This window comes from Pseudomonas sp. SMV7, from assembly GCF_052041995.1.
In the GTDB taxonomy this organism is placed as follows: Bacteria; Pseudomonadota; Gammaproteobacteria; order Pseudomonadales; family Pseudomonadaceae; genus Aquipseudomonas.
In genome coordinates this window covers 442482-463071 of record NZ_JBKGGT010000001.1, presented here as the reverse complement: position 1 = coordinate 463071, position 20590 = coordinate 442482, and the positions used below count along the sequence as shown (strand labels likewise).

Here is a 20590-nt window from a genome sequence, read left to right as displayed (position 1 = left end):
TCAAGCCTGTTCCTCGCCGTCGAGCAGTTGCTCCTCGAGGGCTTCGCGGTAATCGCCCGGCGCCTGCCACAGGCCTCGCTGCTGGGCCTCCAGCAGGCGCTCGGTAAGGTCGCGCAAGGCCTCGGGGTTGTGCTCGCGCATGAAGTTGCGGGTCGCCGGGTCGAGCACATAGGCATCGGCCAGCGCCTGGTAATGATGGTCGTCGATCAGGTGCGTGGTGGCATCGAAGGCAAACAGGTTGTCGACCGTCGCCGCCATCTCGAACGCGCCCTTGTAGCCATGCCGCTTGACCCCGTCGATCCACTTCGGGTTCAGCGCACGGGCGCGGATGACCCGGTTCAGCTCTTCCTTGAGGGTACGGATGCGTGGTCGGTCGGCCTGGCTGTGGTCGCCGTGGTAGCTGGCCACGGCCGCAGCGGACAAGGTTTCCGACGCCGCCAGCATGCCGCCCTGGAACTGGTAATAGTCGTTGGAGTCGAGCAGGTCGTGCTCGTGGTTGTCCTGGTTCTGCAACACCGCCTGCACCCTGGCCAGGCGCTGGGCGAACTGGGCGCGGGCCGGAGTCCCGTCGTCGCTGGCACCGTAGGCGTAGCCGCCGTGGTTGAGGTAGACCTCGGCCAGGTCGTCGCGGCTGTGCCACAGGCGCCCGTCGATGGCGTTCTGTACCCCGGCGCCGTAGGCCCCGGGCTTGGCGCCGAACACCCGCCAACCGGCCTGGCGTGCGGCCTGCGCGGCATCCAGCCCCTGCGCCTGCAGCGCGGCACGCTCGCTGCGCACGCGGGCGGCCAGGGGGTTGAGGTCGTCGGGCTCATCCAGCGCAGCGACTGCCTGCACAGCGGCATCGAACAGGCGGATAAGGTTGCCGAAGGCGTCGCGGAAAAACCCGGAAACGCGCAAGGTCACGTCCACCCGCGGGCGGTCGAGCAGGCTCAACGGCAGGATTTCGAAATCGTCGACGCGCTGGCTGCCGCTGGCCCATACCGGGCGCACGCCCATCAACGCCATGGCCTGGGCGATGTCGTCGCCACCGGTGCGCATGGTCGCCGTGCCCCACACCGACAGGCCGAGCTGGCGCAGGTGGTCGCCGTGGTCCTGCAGGTGGCGTTCGAGGATCAGGTTGGCCGAGGCGAAGCCCAGACGCCAGGCTGTGGTGGTGGGCAGGTTGCGCACATCCACGGTATAGAAGTTGCGACCGGTGGGCAGCACATCCAGGCGCCCGCGGCTGGGTGCACCACTGGGCCCGGCAGGCACGAAGCGCCCTGCCAGCGCGGCCAGCAAGCCACTGATTTCGGCACTGCCGCAGGCATCCAGGCTGGGGGCCACCGCTTCGCGCAGGGCCTGCACCACGTCATGCACCGGCTGCCATACGCCCGCGACCGGTAACCGTACGGTGCCGTCTAGTGCCTGCTCGATCACCTGCAGCGCCAACAGTTCAAGGCGCTCGCGGGTGTCGCCACAGGTGCGCCAAGGCTCGGCACTGATGGCCAGCAGGCGCTCGGGACGCGCCCCCTGCCATGCCTGGCCCAGGTCGCAATCGAGCGGGTCGAAACCGGGCACCAACACCTTGGCCAGGGCGCGCAGCAGGCTGGCATTACCGCCGCGTCCATCGCCCCGCTCGACCCGTAACAGCGCCAGCAGGGTATCCAGGCGCAGCCGCCCCTGCGGCGACTGGCCGAACACATGCAGGCCATCACGAATCTGCGATTCCTTGAGGTCGCACAGGTAGGTGTCCAGGCGCGGCAGCCACACGGCAGCGTCGTCCAGCTGCCCTTCCAGTTGCAGCTCGCGGTCGATGTGGTTGGCCTTGACCAGTTCGAGGATGTCACGCTGCAGTTCGCGCGCGCGCCTTGGGTCGAGCAGTTGCGCTTCATAGAATTCATCGGCCAGTTGCTCCAGATGGCGCAACGGGCCGTAGGTTTCGGCACGCGTCAACGGCGGCATCAGGTGGTCGATGATCACCGCCTGGGTACGCCGTTTGGCCTGGGCACCCTCGCCCGGGTCATTGACGATGAACGGGTAGATGTTCGGCAGCGGGCCGAGCAATGCGTCCGGCCAGCACTGTGCCGACAAGCCGACGCCCTTGCCAGGCAGCCATTCGAGGTTGCCGTGCTTGCCGACGTGGATCACCGCGTCGGCGGCAAAGGCGTGGCGCAGCCAGAAGTGAAACGCCAGGTAGCCATGCGGCGGTACCAGGTCGGGGTCGTGGTAGACCGCGCTGGGGTCCACCTGGTAGCCGCGTGCAGGCTGGATGCCGACGAAGGTCAGGCCGAAGCGCAGGCCGGCGACCATCAACCGGCCACTGCGGTACATCGGGTCCTGCTGCGGCGCCCCCCAGCGTTCCAGCACTGCCTGGCGGTTGGCTTCGGGCAGGCGGTCGAAGGCCGCCTGGTAGTCGGCCAGGCCCAGGCTCTGCGCGCAGGGGCGCAGGTCCAGCTGGTCGAGGTCATTGGTCACGCCGCCCAGCAACTGCTGGATCAGCTGCGTGCCGCTGCCCGGCAACTCCGCCACAGGGTAGCCCTCGGCCCGCAGCGCCTTGAGGATGTTCAACGCAGCCGCTGGCGTATCCAGGCCGACGCCGTTGCCAATGCGGCCATCCCGGGTCGGGTAGTTGGCCAGCACCAGGGCCACGCGCTTCTGGGCATTCGGCAGGCGCGCCAGCTCGACCCAGCGGCGGGCCAGTTCGGCGACGAAATCCATGCGTTCGGGGTGGGCACGGTAGCAGACCACATCGGACTGGCTGCGCTCGCTGCGCCAGGCCATGTCCTTGAAACTGACCGGGCGGGTGATGATGCGCCCGTCCAGTTCCGGCAAGGCAATGTGCATGGCCAGGTCGCGCGCACCCAGGCCCTGCTCGCTGGCTTCCCAGCCGGGCTGGTTATCCTGGGCGCAAATGGCCTGGAGTACCGGGATGTCGCGGCGGAACGGGCGCAAGTTGGGCCGCTCGGGACTGGACAGGGCAAAGCCGGTGGTATTGACCAGTACCTCGGCGCCAACCTCGTCCAGCCAGGCTTCGACCTGTTCCAGGCAAGCGCTTTCCTTGAGGCTGGCCACGGCGATCGGCAGCGGGTTGAGCCCGGCGGCCTGCAGCCGCTGGCAGAACACGTCGATGAACGCGGTATTGGCCGCCTGCAGGTGCGAGCGGTAGAACAGCAGCGGTGCCACCGGCTGCTCGGGGTGCCACTGCGGGTACCAGTCCTGCAACGTGGCACTGCCCCGGGCCGGGTGATACACCGCGGTGCGTGGCAACGGCTGCGGCTCGTCCCAGGCATAATCGCGGCCCAGCCACTGGCTGGCCAGGCAGTTGAACAGGTTGATGGCGTTGGCCTTGCCGCCCTGGCGCAGGTAATGCCAGAGGCGCTCGGCCTGCTCGTCGCTGACGCTGCCCAGGCGGGTCAGCTCCGGGTCCGGGCGATCATCGCCCGGCACCAGGATCAGCTGCACGCCCCGCGCGGCCAGTTCGACCAGTTGCTCGACGCCATAGCGCCAGTAGCCCACGCCACCGTGCAGCGACACCAGGATGAGCTTGGCATGGCGCAGCACCTGGTCGACGTACAAGTCGACCGAGGCATGGTTCTGCACCTGCATCGGGTTGGCCAGGCGCAGGCTGGGGAAATCCTCGGGCAACAGCTCGGCGGTATCGGCGAGCAATGCCAGGTGCGAATCGCCGCTGCAGAGGATCACCAGCTCGGCGGGGGTCTGGCCAAGGTCGGCAATGCTGTCATCCGGCACGAAGCCGCCGGGCTGGGTCCGCAGCAGGTGCATGGGGTCAGGCGCCCAGGGCCTGGCGCAGGCGCGCTTCCAGACGGGCGGCGTCAAGGTCCTGGCCGATCAGCACCAGGCGGGTGATGCGTGGCTCGTCGGCACGCCAGGCGCGGTCGAAGTGCTTGTCGAAACGGGTACCCACGCCTTGCACGAGCAAGCGCATCGGCTTGCCCGGGATGGCGGCGAAGCCTTTGGCACGGAGGATGCCGAAGTCACCCACCAGTTGGGTCAGGGCATCGAGCAGCAGGCTTTCGTCGGCCTCTGGCAAGTCGATCGAGATCGAATCGAAGGCGTCGTGGTCATGCTCGTCATGGTCATCGCCGTCATGGTGCGCGTCGTGGTGGGTACGGCGGCCATCGATGTGTGCCTCGGCTTCGGCGCCCACGCCCAACAGCACGTCCAGTGGCAACTGGCCGCTGCTGGCCTCGATCACCTTGACCGCTGCAGGCAGCTCTTCGGCCACTTCGGCCCGGACCTTGGCCAGGCCCGCAGCGTCGATCAGGTCGGCCTTGTTCAGTACCACCAGGTCGGCGCTGGCCAGCTGGTCGGCGAACAGTTCGTGCAGCGGCGACTCGTGGTCGAGGTTGGGGTCGAGCTTGCGCTGGGCATCGACCTGCTCCGGGTAGGCGGCAAAGGTGCCGGCGGCCACCGCCGGGCTGTCGACCACGGTAATCACCGCATCGACGGTGCAGGCATTGCGGATTTCCGGCCACTGGAACGCTTGCACCAGTGGCTTGGGCAGGGCCAGGCCGCTGGTTTCGATGAGGATGTGGTCGAGGTCGCCACGGCGTGCCACCAGCTCGCGCATGACTGGGAAGAACTCTTCCTGCACGGTGCAGCACAGGCAGCCGTTGGCCAGTTCGTAGACCCGGCCGCTGGCTTCCTCCTCGGTGCAACCGATGCTGCATTGCTTGAGGATTTCACCGTCGATGCCCAGCTCGCCGAACTCGTTGACGATCACCGCGATGCGGCGGCCCTGGGCATTGTCGAGCATGTGGCGCAGCAAGGTGGTCTTGCCCGAGCCGAGGAAGCCGGTGACGATGGTGACGGGAAGCTTGGCCAGTGTTTTCATGTCGCATTGCCCTTGGCAGATTGGCGCGGGCATGCAGGACGACAGCCCCAGGCCAGGCCGGCCGGGCGTGTTCGCCACCGGATCACCCCGCCCGGTTGAAAGTCGAAAACGTGACGAGGCAGGTCTCCTGGCTCGCACCACTCCAGTTGCACGCCGCTGCGGCAGGCTGGCAGGACGACGCCTTCCCGCGCGCTGGCGCAGTGGCTGTGTCGATCCGTTGTCGGTGCTTACAGTTGCGGGGGCAGCCGCGGCTTGTACCGCGTTCCCGTCTTAGCTTCGGCCAGGCCGAAGAACCTCGAAGTGGCAAGGCTACGCAGTGCTTGTCGGGTGGTCAACCATTGCCGCCGGGGCTTGCCTCGATATGTTCAGCGCTCGGTCCCCCAGGCGCTGAATGACCTTCGCCAGCAGGGAGTTTCGTGACTGGCCGTTCCCGATCTGCCGCGGATGTATTATGGTGGCGTGGTGCGCATATAACAGCAGCCCGATCGATTGGGCACTTGCAAGACAATGAGGGTGTCATGAGCAACGAAAGCATTAACTGGGACAAGCTGGGTTTCGACTACATCAAGACCGACAAACGCTACCTGTCCGTATGGCGCAATGGCGAGTGGGACAAAGGCACCCTGACTGAAGACAACGTGCTGCACATCAGTGAAGGCTCCACGGCCCTGCACTACGGCCAGCAATGCTTCGAAGGCCTCAAGGCCTACCGCTGCAAGGACGGTTCGATCAACCTGTTCCGCCCGGACCAGAACGCCGCGCGCATGCAACGCAGCTGCGCCCGCCTGCTGATGCCGCAGGTGCCGACCGATGTGTTCATCGAGGCGTGCAAGCAAGTGGTCAAGGCCAACGAGAAGTTCGTCCCGCCACACGGCAAAGGCGCCCTCTACCTGCGCCCGTTCGTGATCGGCACCGGTGACAACATTGGCGTGCGCACCGCCCCCGAGTTCATCTTCTCGATCTTCGCCATCCCGGTTGGCTCGTACTTCAAGGGTGGCATGAAGCCGCACAACTTCCAGATTTCCAGCTTTGACCGCGCGGCCCCGCAAGGCACTGGCGCGGCCAAGGTCGGTGGCAACTACGCCGCCAGCCTGCAGCCGGGCGCTGAAGCGAAGAAGGCCAACTTTGCCGACGCGATCTACCTCGACCCGCTGACCCACACCAAGATCGAGGAAGTCGGTTCGGCCAACTTCTTCGGCATCACCGCCAACAACGAGTTCGTCACCCCGAAATCGGCCTCGGTGTTGCCGGGCATCACCCGCCTGTCGCTGATGGAACTGGCGCAATCGCGCCTGGGCCTGACCGTGATCGAAGGCGATGTCGAAATCAACAAGCTGGACCGTTTCGTCGAAGCGGGCGCCTGCGGTACTGCTGCGGTGATTACCCCGATCGGCGGCATCGAGTACAACGGCAAGCTGCACGTGTTCCATGACCTGGAAAAGGTCGGCCCGGTTACCCAGAAGCTCTACAACGAGCTGACCGGTATCCAGAGCGGTGATATCGAAGCACCGGCAGGCTGGATCGTCAAAGTCGCCTGAGGCGCCTTGGTGGAATGAAACGGGGCATGCCAGCGATGGCATGCCCCGTTTTTACTTGCATCCATGGAACGTGCGCGCTGCTACAGGGCTCGTGTCGGGCTGCTGACTTGTTCAGCACGGCGCTGCAGAAACAGGTGCCGCGCCTTGTCGAACACCCAGTTGTACAGCACGGTGTAAGGCAGGATGATCACGAAGAAGCCCAGCTCCACCATGAACGCCTGCACCAGGGAAATATCCAGCATCCACGCCGCCAGCGGCAGGCACCAGACCACCAGCCCCGCCTCGAAACCCAGGCCGTGCGCAAACCGTGCGCGGGCCGTCCAGTGGATTCGCTCAAGCCGTACATGGCGATCGACCAGCGCGTTGTAGACCATGTTCCACAGCATCGCGACCAGCGACAGCATCACCGCCAGCAGCCCGGTCGTTGCCAGCGACTTGCCCATGATCCAGGACAACAGCGGCGCACACAGCAGCACGGCGAACACTTCGTAACCAACGGCATGAACCAGGCGTTCAATGAAGGAAACGTTTTTCATGGCAAAGCCCATCATATTGCTTGAGTCGTGCTTCCCATTTTCTTTGTTAAAACTGATACTCGCGACATAGCTACCATCGGTTTTATCAATACCATGCGCTACTCACCCGAAGCTCTACTCGCCTTTGTCGAAGCCGCATCGCTGGGTTCGTTCTCCGCGGCAGCGCGCAAGCTGCGTAAAAGCCAGTCCACCATCAGCATCGCCATCGCCAATTTCGAGGCCGATATCGGCTGCCCATTGTTCGACCGCAGCGGTCGCCATCCCACCTTGAACCAGGCGGGCCGGCAAGTGTTGAGCCACGTCGAGGCGATTCTCGATGCCAGTGCCCAGCTGGATGCCTTGGCGGTACGGCTGGCGGAAAATGTCGAGGCGCTGGTGTCCGTGGTGATGTCGGACAGTTACAGCGTCACCTTCCAGGGCGCGTTGATGGCCCGCTTTGCCGAGCGATATCCGCATACCGAGCTGCGCTGCGGGCCGTCAGAAGATGCCGATGTGATCGAGCTGATCCAGCAAGGCCTGGCGCAGGTCGGCATTCTGGCCGCGCAACCTGGATACCCCGCCGACGTGGCCGTGGCCCGCTTGCCGGAACAGGCGGAGTTCGGCGTGTACGTGGCCAGCGACCACCCGCTGGCGAACCGGGCCGCGTTGCAGATGCGGCATCTCGAAAGCACACGGCAGCTGTACATCAAGACCTATGCCCCCAGCCCGCACCAGGGCCGCGGCCAGGCCTGGTCGGCGCCGGACTACCTCACCCTGCTGGAGTTCGCCGTGCGCGGGTTTGGCTGGGCAGAACTACCCAGGGCGCTGGTGGCGCGGTTTGGCGAAGGCTTGATGGAGCTGCAGGTAGCCGGTTACCCACGGCGTGTCGCCATGGATGTGGTCTGGTCAGGCCGCCAGGCGCTGGGGCCTGCGGGGCAGTGGCTGGTGCGGCAGATGCTGGGGCAGCAGGCTGATCTCGCCGGCACGCAGCCAGCCCGCACCGGACACTAAACCGAAAGGTCCTACAACGTTTTAGGAAGCCCGTTGCTCCCCCGCGAAGTCGTTCCTCGCTAGTGTTCTGACCGTTGCGTCAATCACTGGAAAAGGAACTCCTCATGAGCATCAGCAAAGCCATCCACATCGCCATGCAGGAAGAGATTCCCAACACCTATGGCCACTGCAAGGCCTGCGGACGGCTCGGCCTGCCGATCCTGCTGCTGCGCGAAGCCTACGCCCCGCGCCCGGATACCGACCGCCCCTATCGCCTGGCGGACGACAGCGAGATCACTTTCCACCCGATGCACACCGACCAGTTGCGCCTGCTGCGCCAGGGTTACGTCTACGTGCTGCTCGACCAGGAAATCTGGCAAGCCTACGAGGTTGCGGCAGCCGGGACCCTGCAGCGTTTCCCGGTGTCGCAGATGCCCCTGGCGCCACCCAGGCCATTGCCCAAGTGGTGCGCCACCGAGGGCCATGACGTCATCGCCTCGTTCATCAACATCGATACCCTGCGCTACCGCAAAGCCTGGATCGCCTTCGCCAACGCCCCCTGGCCGCGGGCGGTCCTCGACCGCTACCGGCAAGGCATCGCCAGCGGCGACCCGGGCACCCTCGCCCGCTTTGTCGAGGTGGACCTGGACACCGCGCGCAACGACCCTGCCAGCCTCGGCATCGCCATGACCGACAGCTTCCGCTTCGGCCTGGAGAAGGTGCTGGAGTTCTCGACGTTCTCCTCCGCCAGGTATGCCAGCGTGCATGGCTTCTACAGCCGCCTGGGGCGCTGGCATGAAACCCGCGTCCAGGTGCGCAACGCCATCCAGCGCGAGCAACTGCCCAACGGCATCCTGGCGCTGACAGTGCCCGACCCGGTCGGCATGGTGATGGAGCTGAATGCGCAGCGCACGGGCTGGGTCCAGTCCATGCAGGCGTGGCGCGCGCAGCCGCAGCGGCACTTCGAGTACTTCACCTCGCAGGCGCTGCTGGGCATCCGCGAGCTGCACGCCGCCACCGCCGCCGCGCAGGGTACCGAAGATGCACAGCGCGAGGCGCGAGAGGTCGAGCAATGGAACCACAGCGCGCTGGCCGGCAAGGCGCCTCTGCCGTCGGTGGACATCGAGGCAAGGAGCGAACGCAACATCGCGCGCAAACAGCAGGAAGCCCGCGAGCGCCTGGAGGAGCGTTACGACGAAAGCGCCCGCGCCGCGTTCCAGGCCGATTACGATCGCGAGCTGTAGAACTGGCAGGCAATGATCGACCAGGTCGGCAAGCTGTATGCACGGCACTATGCCGCGCGCGCGTTCCAACAAATCGGTTACTTCGACTATGACGCGGCAGACCCTGTGTCGGTCGAGTATTTCATCCAGATGATGGCGGCCTGCCTGGCCGGTGGCCCTACTGAAGCCCTGCCCGCGCAAGGTCAGCCGCTCGGGCTGACCCAGCATGTCTGGCAGCAACTGCTGGAAGATGAGCAGAGCCTGCTGTACCAGGCGCTGCTGGCCAAGCACCAGGGCCTGATGCAGCAGGTGGTCGCTGCGCTGTCCGGGGACGACTTCGGCAAGGTGCACGACATCATCAAGGGCATCGCCGGGACTGACGACGGCCAGCTGTTGATGATCAAGCCGATCCAGGATGCCGTCGGCCAGTTGCTGGGCGCGACCAACAGTGCGGGGAACGCACTCAGCCAGCACCTCAGTGAACGGGCCAGGACGCTGATCGGCCACGTGCACCGCTCGGCGTTGGCACTGTTCGCCGGGCAGCAGGTGACCCCGTTCCGGCTCTCGCTGACCCTGGGCGAGTACATGAGCCTGCTCGACGAGGCCGTGCAGGCACGGACCGAGGCGTTCCTGCAGCAGGTCGACCAGCAGTTCCGCGATCCCCTGGGGCGCAAGGTGCGGGCCATGGTGCTGAGCGGGGCGATCAATATCGCCGCACCGGGCAATCGCAACCAGATGATCGAGGTGGTGCTGTGGACGTTCGAAAGCGCCGAGAGCTTGCAGGCGCGGCTGGTACAGCTGCGGGAAGGAGCAGCCGGTGGTGTCGGGGCGCTGGTACGGAATATCGCGATAGGTGCGGGTACGCTGCGTACCCAGGTCACGGAGGGGTTGAAGATCAGCTCGCTGGCCGCGCAAAGCGTGGCCAGCGATGCCATGCGCAGCCTGCGCGATGCCGCCGCCAGTGGCGGCAGCGTCGGCTTGCTGTTTGCCCTGGGCAGCCTGTGGTTTCACCAGGACAGCCTGGGCAGGAACTATCGGGCGTTGCAGGAGACGCATCAGAACAACCCGGAAGCGCTGGCGGCGATCTGGTCTTCGTCGCTTGGGTTGTTGGGGGTTGGGGTTGAAGTGGCAGGGGGTGTTGTTGCGGTAGTACGCCCGAAGATACCGTGGCCTGGGATGGTAACTGAGGCAACACTGGGAAAGAACCTGGCCAGGTATGGCGGTGCTATTACCGCGCTCGCGGGTGTCATGGATGCAGCGCAGTATTTGAATGCGCACGTTCGGGCTGATCGCCAAGGGGACAGTTCTTCCGGTTACAAGTACGCACAGGCGGCAGCGTTTGCCGCTGTCTCCGCCTTTTCCGGGATTTACTCCGCACTATTCGCAAGCTCGCTACTCGGCCCCTTGGGCGTTGCAATTATCTTTGGCCTAGCCGCCTATGCGCTGGCGATGGATGCCAAAAGTCAAGAGTCCTCATTGTTAGAACTTTGGTCTCGACATAGTAGATGGGGAATACCAGAAACCCATCGACGATGGGTAGACTCAAGAGACCTCGACACCTCGATTGGCGCACTGCATGCGGCAGCTCTGGGGATTACGGCCAAAACTTCTATCGAAACCAGATTTCAAATATCTCAAAACGCTCATATACAAGAGCAAACTGGTACTTTAATCGGCGATAGCTCTGCTGTCGCGGCAGGCTTCGTACTTGACTTGCATATCAGCTTGCCTAATTTCAATCCAGAAGATGCACATTTCAAATGGCAACTGACTGTATACCCGGCAGGCGTTGCCCGGCAGCCATTTCATCTTTATAGCAACAGTTCACGCCCCAAAATAATTGAATACACCCCCGAAGAAACAACAAACACCTTTGCCAATCCTAAAGTCATCAACGACTACTTACAACTGAAAACCACCCACAACACCCTCCATATTAGCAACTCAATCCCTTTACTTGAAAATCATAATGCAAAATCGATTGAATTAACACTCACCTACTGGCCCAACAAAAACGACCAGTCGCTTTACGCAAAGATTACAGCAAAAGAAAATAATCTATCCTCGCTGAGGAGTCTATTCTAATGTCTCGCCCACTCCTTAATCCACCCTGCAAAGGCTGGATAGAAGATCTCCCCTACCCTGACATTCCTCCTACGATTGAAACCAGCTTGGGCAGTCAAAACCCAAACCACCAAGATCTGGTCTACCTCGAGCTACCCAGAACGTTAGGTTGGGCAAGGGAAATAATGGCTTTTCTAGCATTTCCCACTGTCGCAATAAGCTTATTCCCACTCAGCCTTATACCATCAAGCTTAGAATACCGAGATTTTGAAAATACATTCCTAAGCATACTAGCTTCCGCATGTGGAATATGGATGTTTATCATTGGCCTCCGAGTAAGTTTATCCCCTCCTCGAGACGAGCCCATTCGCTTCAATCGCCCACGCGGAAAGATGTATGCATATAATTTTAAATACTGCTGGTGGAACCCATTCGCGACCTGGAAAGTCGAGACAGTGTCTTACGACTGGTCCCAAGTTCGCGCAGAACGCTGGTCACAAAATGGCGCCCTGCCGAACGGTGGGCTCATTATCAAGTGGGGGGTCATGTTATCAATCGTCGCACCAGGCACGAACAACGTCATCGACCGTTTCCCTTTGGGCATCATGGCAGACCAGCATACTTGGGCCTACATCTGCACCTACATGCAAGAAGGCCCCTCAGCCCTGCCGCCCCCCGGCGAACCCAAAGACCACAACGACGTGCTCTGGTGTGAATTCGCCCTGCGTTTAGCCCCCAAGGTGAACTGGCCAGCCGAAATGGACCTTGAATCGCGAACCGCGCCGTGAACCACCCTGTGACTCGATCACTCAATCCTCCGCCGGCACCTCCACCACCTTCCAGCTGTCATCCGGGTCGAAGCGCTTCATCTGCCTGGCCAGGTGGTCACCGTTCGGCCCGAGGTCTTTCTCGAACACCTCGCCGTCATGGCTGATCATGAAGCTCATCACCCCGCTGTCGTCGTACTTCGCCGGCCAGGCGACCATGGCGAAGCCGCGGCTCATGTGCTTGCCGATCAGGTAGCTGTAGGCGCCGCCGGGGGCGGACGGGCCCTGGCCGTCGAGGATGCGGAAGTGGTAGCCATACCAGGCGTCGCCGACCACGTCCTGGCCAAACAGCGGGCCCAGCGGGCTGACCTGCCCGTCACCGTCATCCTCCCAGTACAGCCCGTCATGCTTGCCGGGCTCGCTGAAAATCTTCTGCGCGTACTCCAGGGCGCCGTCACCGTTATGGTCCTGGGTGGCGTAGTCCATCTGCGCGTCGTGGTAGGCCAGTAGCGACTGCATGGCCCCCAGTTCGTTGCGGCCAATGCGCCGCGCGCGGATTTCGCCACTGCCGGCCTTGAGGTCGAAGCGCCAGCCCTGGCTGCCTTGCGTGAGCGGGATAGGCAGGGTCCAGTGCGCGCTGCCCACCGCGAGGACGGCCTTGCCATCCTCTGTCCTGTCGATGCTGTGCTGCGCGCGATACTGCTCCAGGAAGGTGTCCACGTCACTGCGTTGCACACCACCGCGCGGTATGTAGTTACGCCAGTCATCGCCCAGCAGCTGGGCCAGGCGAGCTTCATCGGGTTTCGCTTCGCCCAGCGCCGCAACGAAGGCGTCCACGGCCTTTTCCGGTGTCGGGAAGGCTTCCTGCGCCGCAACCAGGGTTGACCAGAGGATGCCGGCCGCGATTACCAGTGCCGCTATCGGTTGACGGTTCATCGACGGCCTCCTCCTCCGCGGCGTACAGGCGCACTGGGCCGGGAAATCGTGTGCCCGGCGGCACGCGAGGCGCCCGGTCGCTGGGCAAGCGACTGGCTGGTACGACCACGGCTGGCCTGCAGATTGGTGCGCGACGGCGCACGCACGCCATCAAAGGCATTGTTGCGGGCCCGACCGGCGCTGCTGCCAGGCCGGTTCTGCGCTACCTGTCGCGCCTGGCCTTCACCCTGCCTGCGGTTAACCTGGTTGTTCTGCTGGCGGGCCTGGGTGCTGCGGGTGTCCTGACGACGCTCGGCTGCCCTGGTGTCGTTCCGGGGTTGCATGCGGTTGCCAGGCGTATTGCCTGCTTGCGCCTCGCGCATCTGCTGGCGGGCCTGGCGATTGCTGGTGGCCGGCCGTTCGATGCCGGCCCGGTCCATGGAGGCGCGCGCCTGGTCGCGGGCCCGGGCGCGCTGGGCGTCGTCGCCACGGAAGGCGGTACGCTGGCTGGCACCGTCAAGCTGGCGACCATACTGCTGGCGACTGCGGGCGTCGCGGTAAGGCACACCGTCGCGGTTGGCGGCGTTGTGCTGCCATTTGTTCTGGTTGTTGCTGATGCGGTTGTTGGCATTGATGTTGTTGTAGCGGTTGACGTCGATGTCGATGTCATTGTTGCCCCAGTCGCAGTCGCCCCACAGCGAGGCGACGATCGCCACGCCGGTACCGAAGGCCAGGCCGGCAACCAGCGCGGAACCGGGGTAGTACATCGGCGGTGGCGGATAATACGGCGGTGGCGAGGCCGGGTAGGCCCAGGTGCCGTAGGTGGTGGTCGGGTTGTAGCTGGGCACGTACACCACTTGCGGGTCGGCCGGTTCGATGATGATGGTGGTGGGCGGACTGCTGGCCGCGACCACCTGGGTGCTGCTGGAGGCCGGCGCCGGTGCCGGCGCCGCCTGGACGGTCACATTCTGGTACTGGTTGCTCTGCAGGTTGCCAGCGGCCTGGGCCTGGTGACGCAAGCGCTGCACGCCGCCCATGACATCGTCGGGCTGGGCGAGGAAGGCGTCGCCCAGGCGCTGCACCCAGACCGGGTCCTGGCCCAGCGTGGCCAGCACCTGGGGAAAGGCGACCAAGGCCTGTACGCTCGGGTCCCAAGGCTGGTTCGCCACTTTTCTGACCGCATCGTCACCTGAAGCCTTGGGGTTGGCCTTGGACCAGGTCACCGCTTCGCTGACCTGCCCCGGGTAGGTGGCTGCCATCAGTACCTGGGCCAGCAAGGCATCCGGGTACAAGGCGACAGGCGCGAGCATCTGGTCCAGTTGCTCCTGGGTGAACACCGGGTCCTTGGCCGTGACCGTGTCGGCCTGGGGTGCCGGGTCGGGGGCGGGTACGTCTTCCGCCAGCACCAGGCCGGGCATGGCGCTCAGATACAGGACCGCCGACAAGACCGCAGACAATGGCATGCGCATCGCTTCTCCCCAACAGGTCAGACCGCGTGGCTTAAGGGTAGCAATGACACTGCTTTTGGCCACCTGATGGAGCGCAAACTTTTTGCACTCTAAGGGTGAGGATGGTTGCTGCTTTTGAATCTATCCAACGGCCTGGTTGCCAACTGTAATTGTCCTGTACCGGCCCTTCGCTGCGCGCCAGCTTCATGCAAGGCGTGTTCGCGTAGCGCCCTGCCTGCTGAAGAGCGGGTACAGCCATGACGAATAACGTTCAGACAGGAGCCACCCCGATGAACATACCCCGCCTCATCGCCGTCATCGCGCTGGCCGCGTTATGCTCCTCGGCCTGGGCGGCTACCGAGCGTGCCGAGCGGCGCCGCGAGGCCCGCGACGTGCGCCAGGAAACCCGTCAGGACGCACGCCAGACCAAACAGGACTGCCGTTACGCCGACCAGCAAAGCAACGCTGGATGCCGCCAGGACAAACGCCATACCAAGCAACAAGGCCGCGAACGCGCCCGAGACATCAAGTATTGAAAGGGCAGTGCTTAACCGCCCAAGGCAATGATGGCCAGGATCAATGACGCCCCGACAGCCGCCAGGACGACGCCGGTCAACTGGGTCCGACCACCGGAGTAGCGGGCCAGCAGCCAGCCCGCCAGGTACAGCATGGCCAGGGCCACCAGGTGCGATACGCGGATGGCCGTGGCGGTGGTGTCAATCAGCAGGAACGGTATCACCACCGGGAATGTTGCCAGCACCACCAGCAGGAACGTGGCCAGGGCAGCCTTGAAATCATCCACGCCCAGACGTGCCGGTATGGGGCGGGCGGCATCCCGCAGCATGCGTTCGCGCAACACTTCCAGGCCGTCTTCATCCAGCGCCAGGCTGATGCGCGCCGGCAACGCAGCAGCAATCAGCCTGCGCCCCTGGCTGCCCTCGCCGGCCTGCATGCGGGCCAGCAGCGTACGGCTGCGGGTGCGCTCGGTCCAGGTGCGCAGCAGGTAGATGACCGCATCGGCCAGGCCCCAGGCCAGGTTGCAGCCGAACGCGGCAATCAGCATCAGCCGGGCATCTTCGCGTCCCGCCGTGGCGACGCTCAGCGAGCCGATGAAGGTCATGGCCATCAACAGCCCGAAGATCACTTCGGTAATCCGGTCGATCGGCTCCAGCACACCCCACTTGCGCGGTTGCTCGTCTTGCCCCATCACGCCCTCCCGGTTCCGCTGGAACCATCGATAGTCACTATCGAGAACGGCAATTTCTGTCCAGCGGCCTGGCCGAATACCCTGGCTCCATCGACCTGACCTCACCACACCGGTTCCTGGAGCTACCCGATGAACACCCTGGCCCGCCTGCTCTGCGCCACCCTTGCCGTTGTTGCCGTTGCCCTTGCCGGCGGCTGTGCCAGCCACCCGGAACTGCGCCCATACAGCGCGGAGGAAACCCGTCAGTTGCAACTCGAGGCGCTGCAACGCCGCGGCCTGTCGCTGGACGACTACGAGCAGCAACGGCGGGCCATCCAGCGTGCCGACAACCTGCCGGTGGTTACCGAAGCCAGCGTCACCGGGCGTTCGAACCAAGGCTGAAATGGCCAGCACTACGAGGCAGGTTGAACCAGTATAGGCATCAGCAGCTATCGCGACAGCACGCCCCGGCTCCAGGCCGCAGGCCGTTTCTTTCAGCGCCGTGGTGCCAGCGCCAGTGCGATTCCGCCGAGCACCACAGCGCTGGCCGCCAGCAAGCGCAACGACAGCGGTTCACCGACCAGCACAACCCCACCGAGCGCCGCGATCACCGGCACGCTCAGTTGCAGGGTCGCCGCCTGCTGCGCACTGACCTGCCTGAGCACGCCGTACCACACGGCATAACCGGCCCCGGAAGCCAGCACGCCAGAGCCCAGGGCATACACCAAGCCCACCGCCGTCACGTGCACGTCAGTGCCGAGCAGCAGCATCGGCGCCAGTAATACCAGGCACGGCAGGCTCCGGGCGAAATTGCCCGCCGTGTCGGCCAGCGGCCTCGGCGAGCCCTTGCCCAGCAGCGAGTAAATACCCCAGGCGACACCCGACAGGGCCATCAACAAGGCACTGCCGAGGGGCGGCGCCGAGGCCCCGGGCAACAGCAGCAGCAACAGCCCGGCAAAAGCGACGAGCATGCCCGAGAGCATACGCGCAGTGATGTGCTCGCCCCGATACCAGGCGAACCCGAACATGGTGATCTGCACCGCGCCGAACAGCAGCAAGGCCCCTGCCCCGGCGCCCAGCTGCAGGTAGGCTGCGGAAAACAGGAACGCGTACAGGAACAGTGCCAGCCCACCCCGCCAGCTGCCACCGATGGCCAGCGCCGGTCTGCGCAAGCGGATCAGCAACAGCAGAAACGCAGCGCCACTGGCCAGGCGTAACACGGTGAACGAAACCGGATCGACGGCCCCGTCCTTCAGTGCCAGCCGGCAGAATACCGAGTTGGCGGCGAAGGCCACCAGGCTGAAGAGCGCGGCCCACAGCCAGGGTCGGGCCTTGCGGTGGTCGAGCGTGGTGGTGCCGGTGCTCATGGTGTGGTCACCTCTGAAAGCGCTGTTGTTGTTATCGGTGCGAGGCTGACAGGCCCGGCACCGGTATACAACAACGCGCTTCCCTGGCGCTACAGCGCGGCCACCGCATCGATCTCCACCAGCATGCCGTCCAACGCCAACCGAGGTACCGGTATCAGCGTGCAGGTCGGTTTCATGTGCCCGCCCCAAGCCCTGTCAGCCTCGGCTACCCACTCCCGCAGGCGCGTTTCGCTGTGGGCGACGATCAGCAGGGTGAGCTTGCACACCTGAGCCAGGCCGGCGCCCTTCGAGGCCAGGGCCAGTTCCAGGTTGGCCAGTGCCTGCCGCGCCTGTTCGGCGAACAGGGGTGACAGCCGTCCCTCGCGGTCCTCCCCGCCCTGGCCGGCGATGAACAGCAGGCGGCTGCCTGCCCGCACCTCGGCAACATGCGAGTAGGCATTGCCACTGGGGTCGTACAAAGCTTCGGGGTTGCTCAGCTGGAATGCGCCTGAACGGGTCACGGTAAGCCCTCGATTAAGGAAAGAGCTGCGCAGTATCGGACCTCAAGTCAGCTTCAGGTCAAGCGCTCCCGTGTAGGATGTTTCGCACAGAGCGCGTGTCTTGGTGAACCACGCGTCTGTTTGCACAATGGCGAGCAGGCGCTAGATTGCAGATCCCGGCACGGAGGCCTGCATGCACCAAGGACATATCCATGACCAGACACAACTTTCAACTTGCCTACACCATCAAGCCGCATCACCCCGACGACGAGGCTGATGCTGCCACGGCCCGCCAGCACCTGCGCGCAAACCTTGGCTGGGACACCGTGGAGCACATCGAGACAACCCTGCTCGGCGTGGTTCACCTCTACCACAGCACCACCAGCGATCGTCTGGACGAAGCCGAGCGGCAGATTCGCGAGCGTATCCGCGAAGAACTCAAGAGCCTTCGGCTGCTGTCACGTGTGAAATTCTACGGCAGCCTGATGGTCGATGGCCTTGGCTCAGCCATCCGCTTGAGCATCGTGCCCTGACCACAGGGCAGGGCAACCAGGCGCCCCCGCGCCTGGTTGCCGCCTGGGGTCATTTCTCCTCCAGCACCGCCCTGCCCTTGACCGCCCGCGGCCCGCGCCAGGCCCAGAACAGCAGGCCGGGGAATGGCGCGTAGACCACGAACACTACCCACAGCATCTTGCGCTCGGCGCGCCGGTCACTGCCGATGATGTGCCAGATGGCCCAGATTTCCAGCACGATCACCAGCATGGCGACGATGAACCAGATCGTTCCGATTTCCATGAGCATCCTCCCAATGGCATGTACTGCTTTGGGTTTCGGAGGACGCCAAGGGTTCAGATTGATTTGCCTGTGCTTACCGGCCACCAGGCCGCCCCAGGCAGGTTTCAGTGCCGTGCTGCGGTCTCCAGCGCCGCCTTCAACGCCGCTGCATCGGCGAACGCCTGCTGGCTGACCAGCCTGCCCTGTTCCAGTTGCAGCCACTGCACCTGGCCATCCTGCCCGGGATAGCGGCTGGCTACCCGTCCATCACGGTCGAGCAGCACCCGGTAGTGGTAGTCACGCATGGCCGGGATGGCGAACAGCTTGCTGATCAGCGCCGGCATGCGCTGGATGTCGGCGACGAATACCGCATCGCGCGCTTCCAGGTAACCCTTGGGCTGGTCGGCCAACGCCGCCTTGACCAGCTTGGCACCGTCCATGTCGCGGGCTACCAGCAGGATATGCGTGCCGGCATCAAGGCTGTAGGCCTGGTCGTACTGGTCGAGCAACGTCCACGGCGCGAGCTTTTCGCCAGGCTGCAGGGCATTGGCCAGCAGTGGCACCAGGCAGAGCAACAGGGCAGCGGCGTATTTCATCGACGGCATCCTCAGTAGCGGGGACATCAGCATAACGATAACCAGCCAGGCCAGACAGCTTGCCTGAACACGACCTCGAACATGCCAGCACCACCTGCAAGATTGTCTTTCCCGCGGCCACCCGCCACACTCTCCCGGCCAGCCCGGTAGCGGAGTCCAGAGTGCCCACGCCACGCCAGTTCAGCAAGAAGACCAGTACCAGCAACATGCTGCGCCTGAAGTCCACCAGCGCCCATGCCCAGGCCCCCTATCGGGTCGATTTCGTATTGCTCGAACACTTTTCCATGGCCAGCTTCACCGTGGCCATGGACGTACTGGTCACGGCCAACCTGCTGCGCGCCGACAGCTTCCGCTTCACCCCGCTGTCGCTGGATGGCGACCGTGTGCTCAGCGACCTGGGGCTGGAACTGGTGGCCACCGAGGTGTCTGCCGAGGCGCTGAAAGAACTGGACCTGCTGGTCATCTGCGGCGGCTTGCGCACCCCGCTGAAGTACCCGGAACTTGACCGCCTGCTGGGCGACTGCGCCAGCCATGGCATGGCCCTGGGTGGCCTGTGGAATGGTGCCTGGTTCCTTGGCCGCGCCGGGGTGCTGGACGACTACGGCTGCAGCATCCACCCCGAGCAGCGCGCCAGCCTGAGTGAACGCAGCCCGCAAACGCGCATCACCCCGGCCAGCTTCACCCTCGATCGCGACCGCCTCAGTGCCGCCAGCCCCAATGGCGCCATGGAGCTGATGCTGGGCCTGGTGCGCCGGCTGTATGGCGATGGCCTGGCCGAAGGCGTCGAAGAGATCCTGTCGTTCTCCGGCGCCCGTTACCGCCAGGTTGGCCCGGGGGCGAAGAAATCCATGAGCCTGCACCTGCGCACCATCGTCGAGCTGATGGAGAACAACCTCGAGGAAACCCTCAGCCTCGACCAGCTGGCCGCCTACAGCGGGCGCTCGCGGCGGCAGATCGACCGCCTGTTCCAGGCCCAGCTGGGCACCTCGCCGCGGCGGTACTACATGGAGTTGCGCATCACCAAGAGCCGCCGCCTGCTGCAGTACTCCGACCTGTCGGTGATGGAGGTGGCAGTGGCCTGCGGTTTCGTCTCGGTGTCGCACTTCAGCAAATGCTATGCGGCGTACTTCGGCTACCCGCCGTCGCGTGAACAGCGGCTGGGCGAATGACGGGCCGCCCAAGCCACGGGAAAATGCCGCTCAGGCGCGGATATAGCGCAGCACGGCATCACAGATCATGGCTTTGTGGCGCTGCTTGACCTCTTCGGCGGAAAGGTCGATCTGGAAGATCTCACCAAAGGTATGGCGGTTCGACACCCGGTAGAAGCAGAACGAACTCATCAGCATGTGCAGGTCGAGGACCTCGATGCCGGCGCGGAACACCCCTTCCTCGACACCACGGCGCAAGGTATTGCCCAGCGCCTCGAGCACCAGGCTGCTCATTTCGCGGATCGCCGGCGACTGCTTCACGTACTCGCCATAGTGAATGTTCTCGGTACAGATGATCCGCACGAAGTCGACGTTGCGGTCGTGGTGGTCGAAGGTGAACTCCACCAGCCGGCGGATCGCCTGCTCGGCCGGCAGCGACTCCAGGTCCAGGCTCTGCTCGGTCTTGCGGATATCCCCGTACAACTTGACCAGGCACTCGCAGTACAGCTGCTCCTTGCTGCCGAAGTAGTAGTAGATCATGCGCTTGGAGGTGGCGGTGCGCTCGGCGATGGCGTCAACACGGGCGCCGGCCAGCCCTTGCTGGACGAACTCGTGGATGGCGGCCTGAAGGATGTCCTCACGCGTTTTCTCGGGGTTGTTCTTGCGCGTCTTGCGCGCCCCTTCGATTTCAGGCTGGCCGAGGCTGACTACGGAATCACTCATACCCACTCACAGGCTGTTTATTG

Annotated in this window: 18 protein-coding genes, 1 pseudogene and 1 riboswitch; of the genes and pseudogenes, 8 read left to right on the top strand and 11 right to left on the bottom strand. The window is 64.3% G+C overall.

All coding sequences use genetic code 11. The features are described from left to right. Complete coding sequence (cobN, locus tag ACLEJP_RS02335) at positions 1-3762, bottom strand: cobaltochelatase subunit CobN (protein ID WP_440804236.1); 3762 nt, start codon at positions 3760-3762, stop codon at positions 1-3. A 4-nt stretch (positions 3763-3766) separates the two neighbouring features. Then, positions 3767-4834, bottom strand: coding sequence for a cobalamin biosynthesis protein CobW (gene cobW / locus ACLEJP_RS02330; protein ID WP_440804234.1), 1068 nt, complete (start codon positions 4832-4834; stop codon positions 3767-3769). 100 nt (positions 4835-4934) lie between these two features. Then, positions 4935-5147: riboswitch (cobalamin riboswitch) on the bottom strand. Positions 5148-5352: 205 nt separating this feature from the next. On the opposite strand from cobW, the gene ACLEJP_RS02325 reads away from it, so the two are divergent. Further along, positions 5353-6372 (top strand): branched-chain amino acid aminotransferase, encoded by a 1020-nt coding sequence (locus ACLEJP_RS02325; protein ID WP_087501753.1) that lies wholly within the window; start codon positions 5353-5355, stop codon positions 6370-6372. A gap of 80 nt (positions 6373-6452) precedes the next feature. Here the strand turns inward: ACLEJP_RS02325 and ACLEJP_RS02320 are convergent, their stop codons facing one another. Then, positions 6453-6908: a multidrug/biocide efflux PACE transporter gene (locus ACLEJP_RS02320; protein WP_440804232.1), complete on the bottom strand. Its 456-nt coding sequence runs from the start codon at positions 6906-6908 to the stop codon at positions 6453-6455. Between the two features lie 93 nt (positions 6909-7001). Here ACLEJP_RS02320 and ACLEJP_RS02315 point away from each other — a divergent pair, with 93 nt between their 5' ends. The 3 genes and pseudogenes from ACLEJP_RS02315 to ACLEJP_RS02305 all read left to right on the top strand — a co-directional run bounded on the left by ACLEJP_RS02315 (position 7002) and on the right by ACLEJP_RS02305 (position 11952). Beyond that, positions 7002-7898 (top strand): LysR family transcriptional regulator, encoded by an 897-nt coding sequence (locus tag ACLEJP_RS02315; RefSeq protein ID WP_440804229.1) that lies wholly within the window; start codon positions 7002-7004, stop codon positions 7896-7898. A gap of 104 nt (positions 7899-8002) precedes the next feature. After that, positions 8003-11185 (top strand): annotated as a pseudogene (locus ACLEJP_RS02310) (T6SS effector BTH_I2691 family protein). Continuing rightward, on the top strand, positions 11185-11952 hold the full coding sequence (locus tag ACLEJP_RS02305) for a DUF6708 domain-containing protein (RefSeq protein ID WP_440804227.1): 768 nt from the start codon (positions 11185-11187) through the stop codon (positions 11950-11952). The pseudogene ACLEJP_RS02310 and the gene ACLEJP_RS02305 overlap by 1 nt, the downstream one beginning before the upstream one ends. Positions 11953-11973: 21 nt before the next feature. On the opposite strand, the gene ACLEJP_RS02300 is transcribed toward ACLEJP_RS02305, so the two are convergent. Further along, entirely contained in the window at positions 11974-12867 is an 894-nt protein-coding gene (locus tag ACLEJP_RS02300; protein ID WP_440804225.1) for a DUF2950 domain-containing protein, read from the bottom strand. Continuing rightward, complete coding sequence (locus ACLEJP_RS02295; RefSeq protein WP_440804223.1) at positions 12864-14315, bottom strand: DUF3300 domain-containing protein; 1452 nt, start codon at positions 14313-14315, stop codon at positions 12864-12866. The genes ACLEJP_RS02300 and ACLEJP_RS02295 overlap by 4 nt, the downstream gene beginning before the upstream one ends. 269 nt (positions 14316-14584) lie before the next feature. Between ACLEJP_RS02295 and ACLEJP_RS02290 the strand changes: the two genes are divergently transcribed. Continuing rightward, complete coding sequence (locus ACLEJP_RS02290) at positions 14585-14830, top strand: hypothetical protein (protein ID WP_440804220.1); 246 nt, start codon at positions 14585-14587, stop codon at positions 14828-14830. 11 nt (positions 14831-14841) lie between these two features. Here the strand turns inward: ACLEJP_RS02290 and ACLEJP_RS02285 are convergent, their stop codons facing one another. Further along, entirely contained in the window at positions 14842-15501 is a 660-nt protein-coding gene (locus ACLEJP_RS02285) for a hypothetical protein (protein WP_440804218.1), read from the bottom strand. 129 nt (positions 15502-15630) lie between these two features. On the opposite strand from ACLEJP_RS02285, the gene ACLEJP_RS02280 reads away from it, so the two are divergent. Beyond that, the gene (locus ACLEJP_RS02280; protein WP_440804216.1) at positions 15631-15882 is read left to right on the top strand and encodes a hypothetical protein; all 252 of its coding nucleotides are present in this window, start codon (positions 15631-15633) and stop codon (positions 15880-15882) included. Positions 15883-15974: 92 nt separating this feature from the next. Here the strand turns inward: ACLEJP_RS02280 and ACLEJP_RS02275 are convergent, their stop codons facing one another. Beyond that, on the bottom strand, positions 15975-16847 hold the full coding sequence (locus ACLEJP_RS02275) for a DMT family transporter (RefSeq protein WP_440804214.1): 873 nt from the start codon (positions 16845-16847) through the stop codon (positions 15975-15977). An 89-nt stretch (positions 16848-16936) separates the two neighbouring features. Then, complete coding sequence (locus ACLEJP_RS02270; RefSeq protein WP_440804212.1) at positions 16937-17347, bottom strand: RidA family protein; 411 nt, start codon at positions 17345-17347, stop codon at positions 16937-16939. A 191-nt stretch (positions 17348-17538) separates the two neighbouring features. Between ACLEJP_RS02270 and ACLEJP_RS02265 the strand changes: the two genes are divergently transcribed. Then, on the top strand, positions 17539-17859 hold the full coding sequence (locus ACLEJP_RS02265; protein ID WP_440804210.1) for a hypothetical protein: 321 nt from the start codon (positions 17539-17541) through the stop codon (positions 17857-17859). Positions 17860-17908: 49 nt separating this feature from the next. Here ACLEJP_RS02265 and ACLEJP_RS02260 read toward each other — a convergent pair whose 3' ends face one another. Next, complete coding sequence (locus ACLEJP_RS02260) at positions 17909-18121, bottom strand: PLD nuclease N-terminal domain-containing protein (RefSeq protein WP_186685698.1); 213 nt, start codon at positions 18119-18121, stop codon at positions 17909-17911. Positions 18122-18225: 104 nt separating this feature from the next. Then, positions 18226-18696, bottom strand: coding sequence for an FAD/FMN-containing dehydrogenase (locus tag ACLEJP_RS02255; RefSeq protein WP_440804207.1), 471 nt, complete (start codon positions 18694-18696; stop codon positions 18226-18228). A gap of 161 nt (positions 18697-18857) precedes the next feature. Between ACLEJP_RS02255 and ACLEJP_RS02250 the strand changes: the two genes are divergently transcribed. Further along, a complete protein-coding gene (locus ACLEJP_RS02250) occupies positions 18858-19865 on the top strand; it encodes a GlxA family transcriptional regulator (protein WP_440804438.1) in 1008 nt (335 codons plus the stop codon). A gap of 30 nt (positions 19866-19895) precedes the next feature. Here the strand turns inward: ACLEJP_RS02250 and ACLEJP_RS02245 are convergent, their stop codons facing one another. Continuing rightward, complete coding sequence (locus ACLEJP_RS02245) at positions 19896-20567, bottom strand: TetR/AcrR family transcriptional regulator (protein WP_440804204.1); 672 nt, start codon at positions 20565-20567, stop codon at positions 19896-19898. Positions 20568-20590 lie beyond the last annotated feature (23 nt).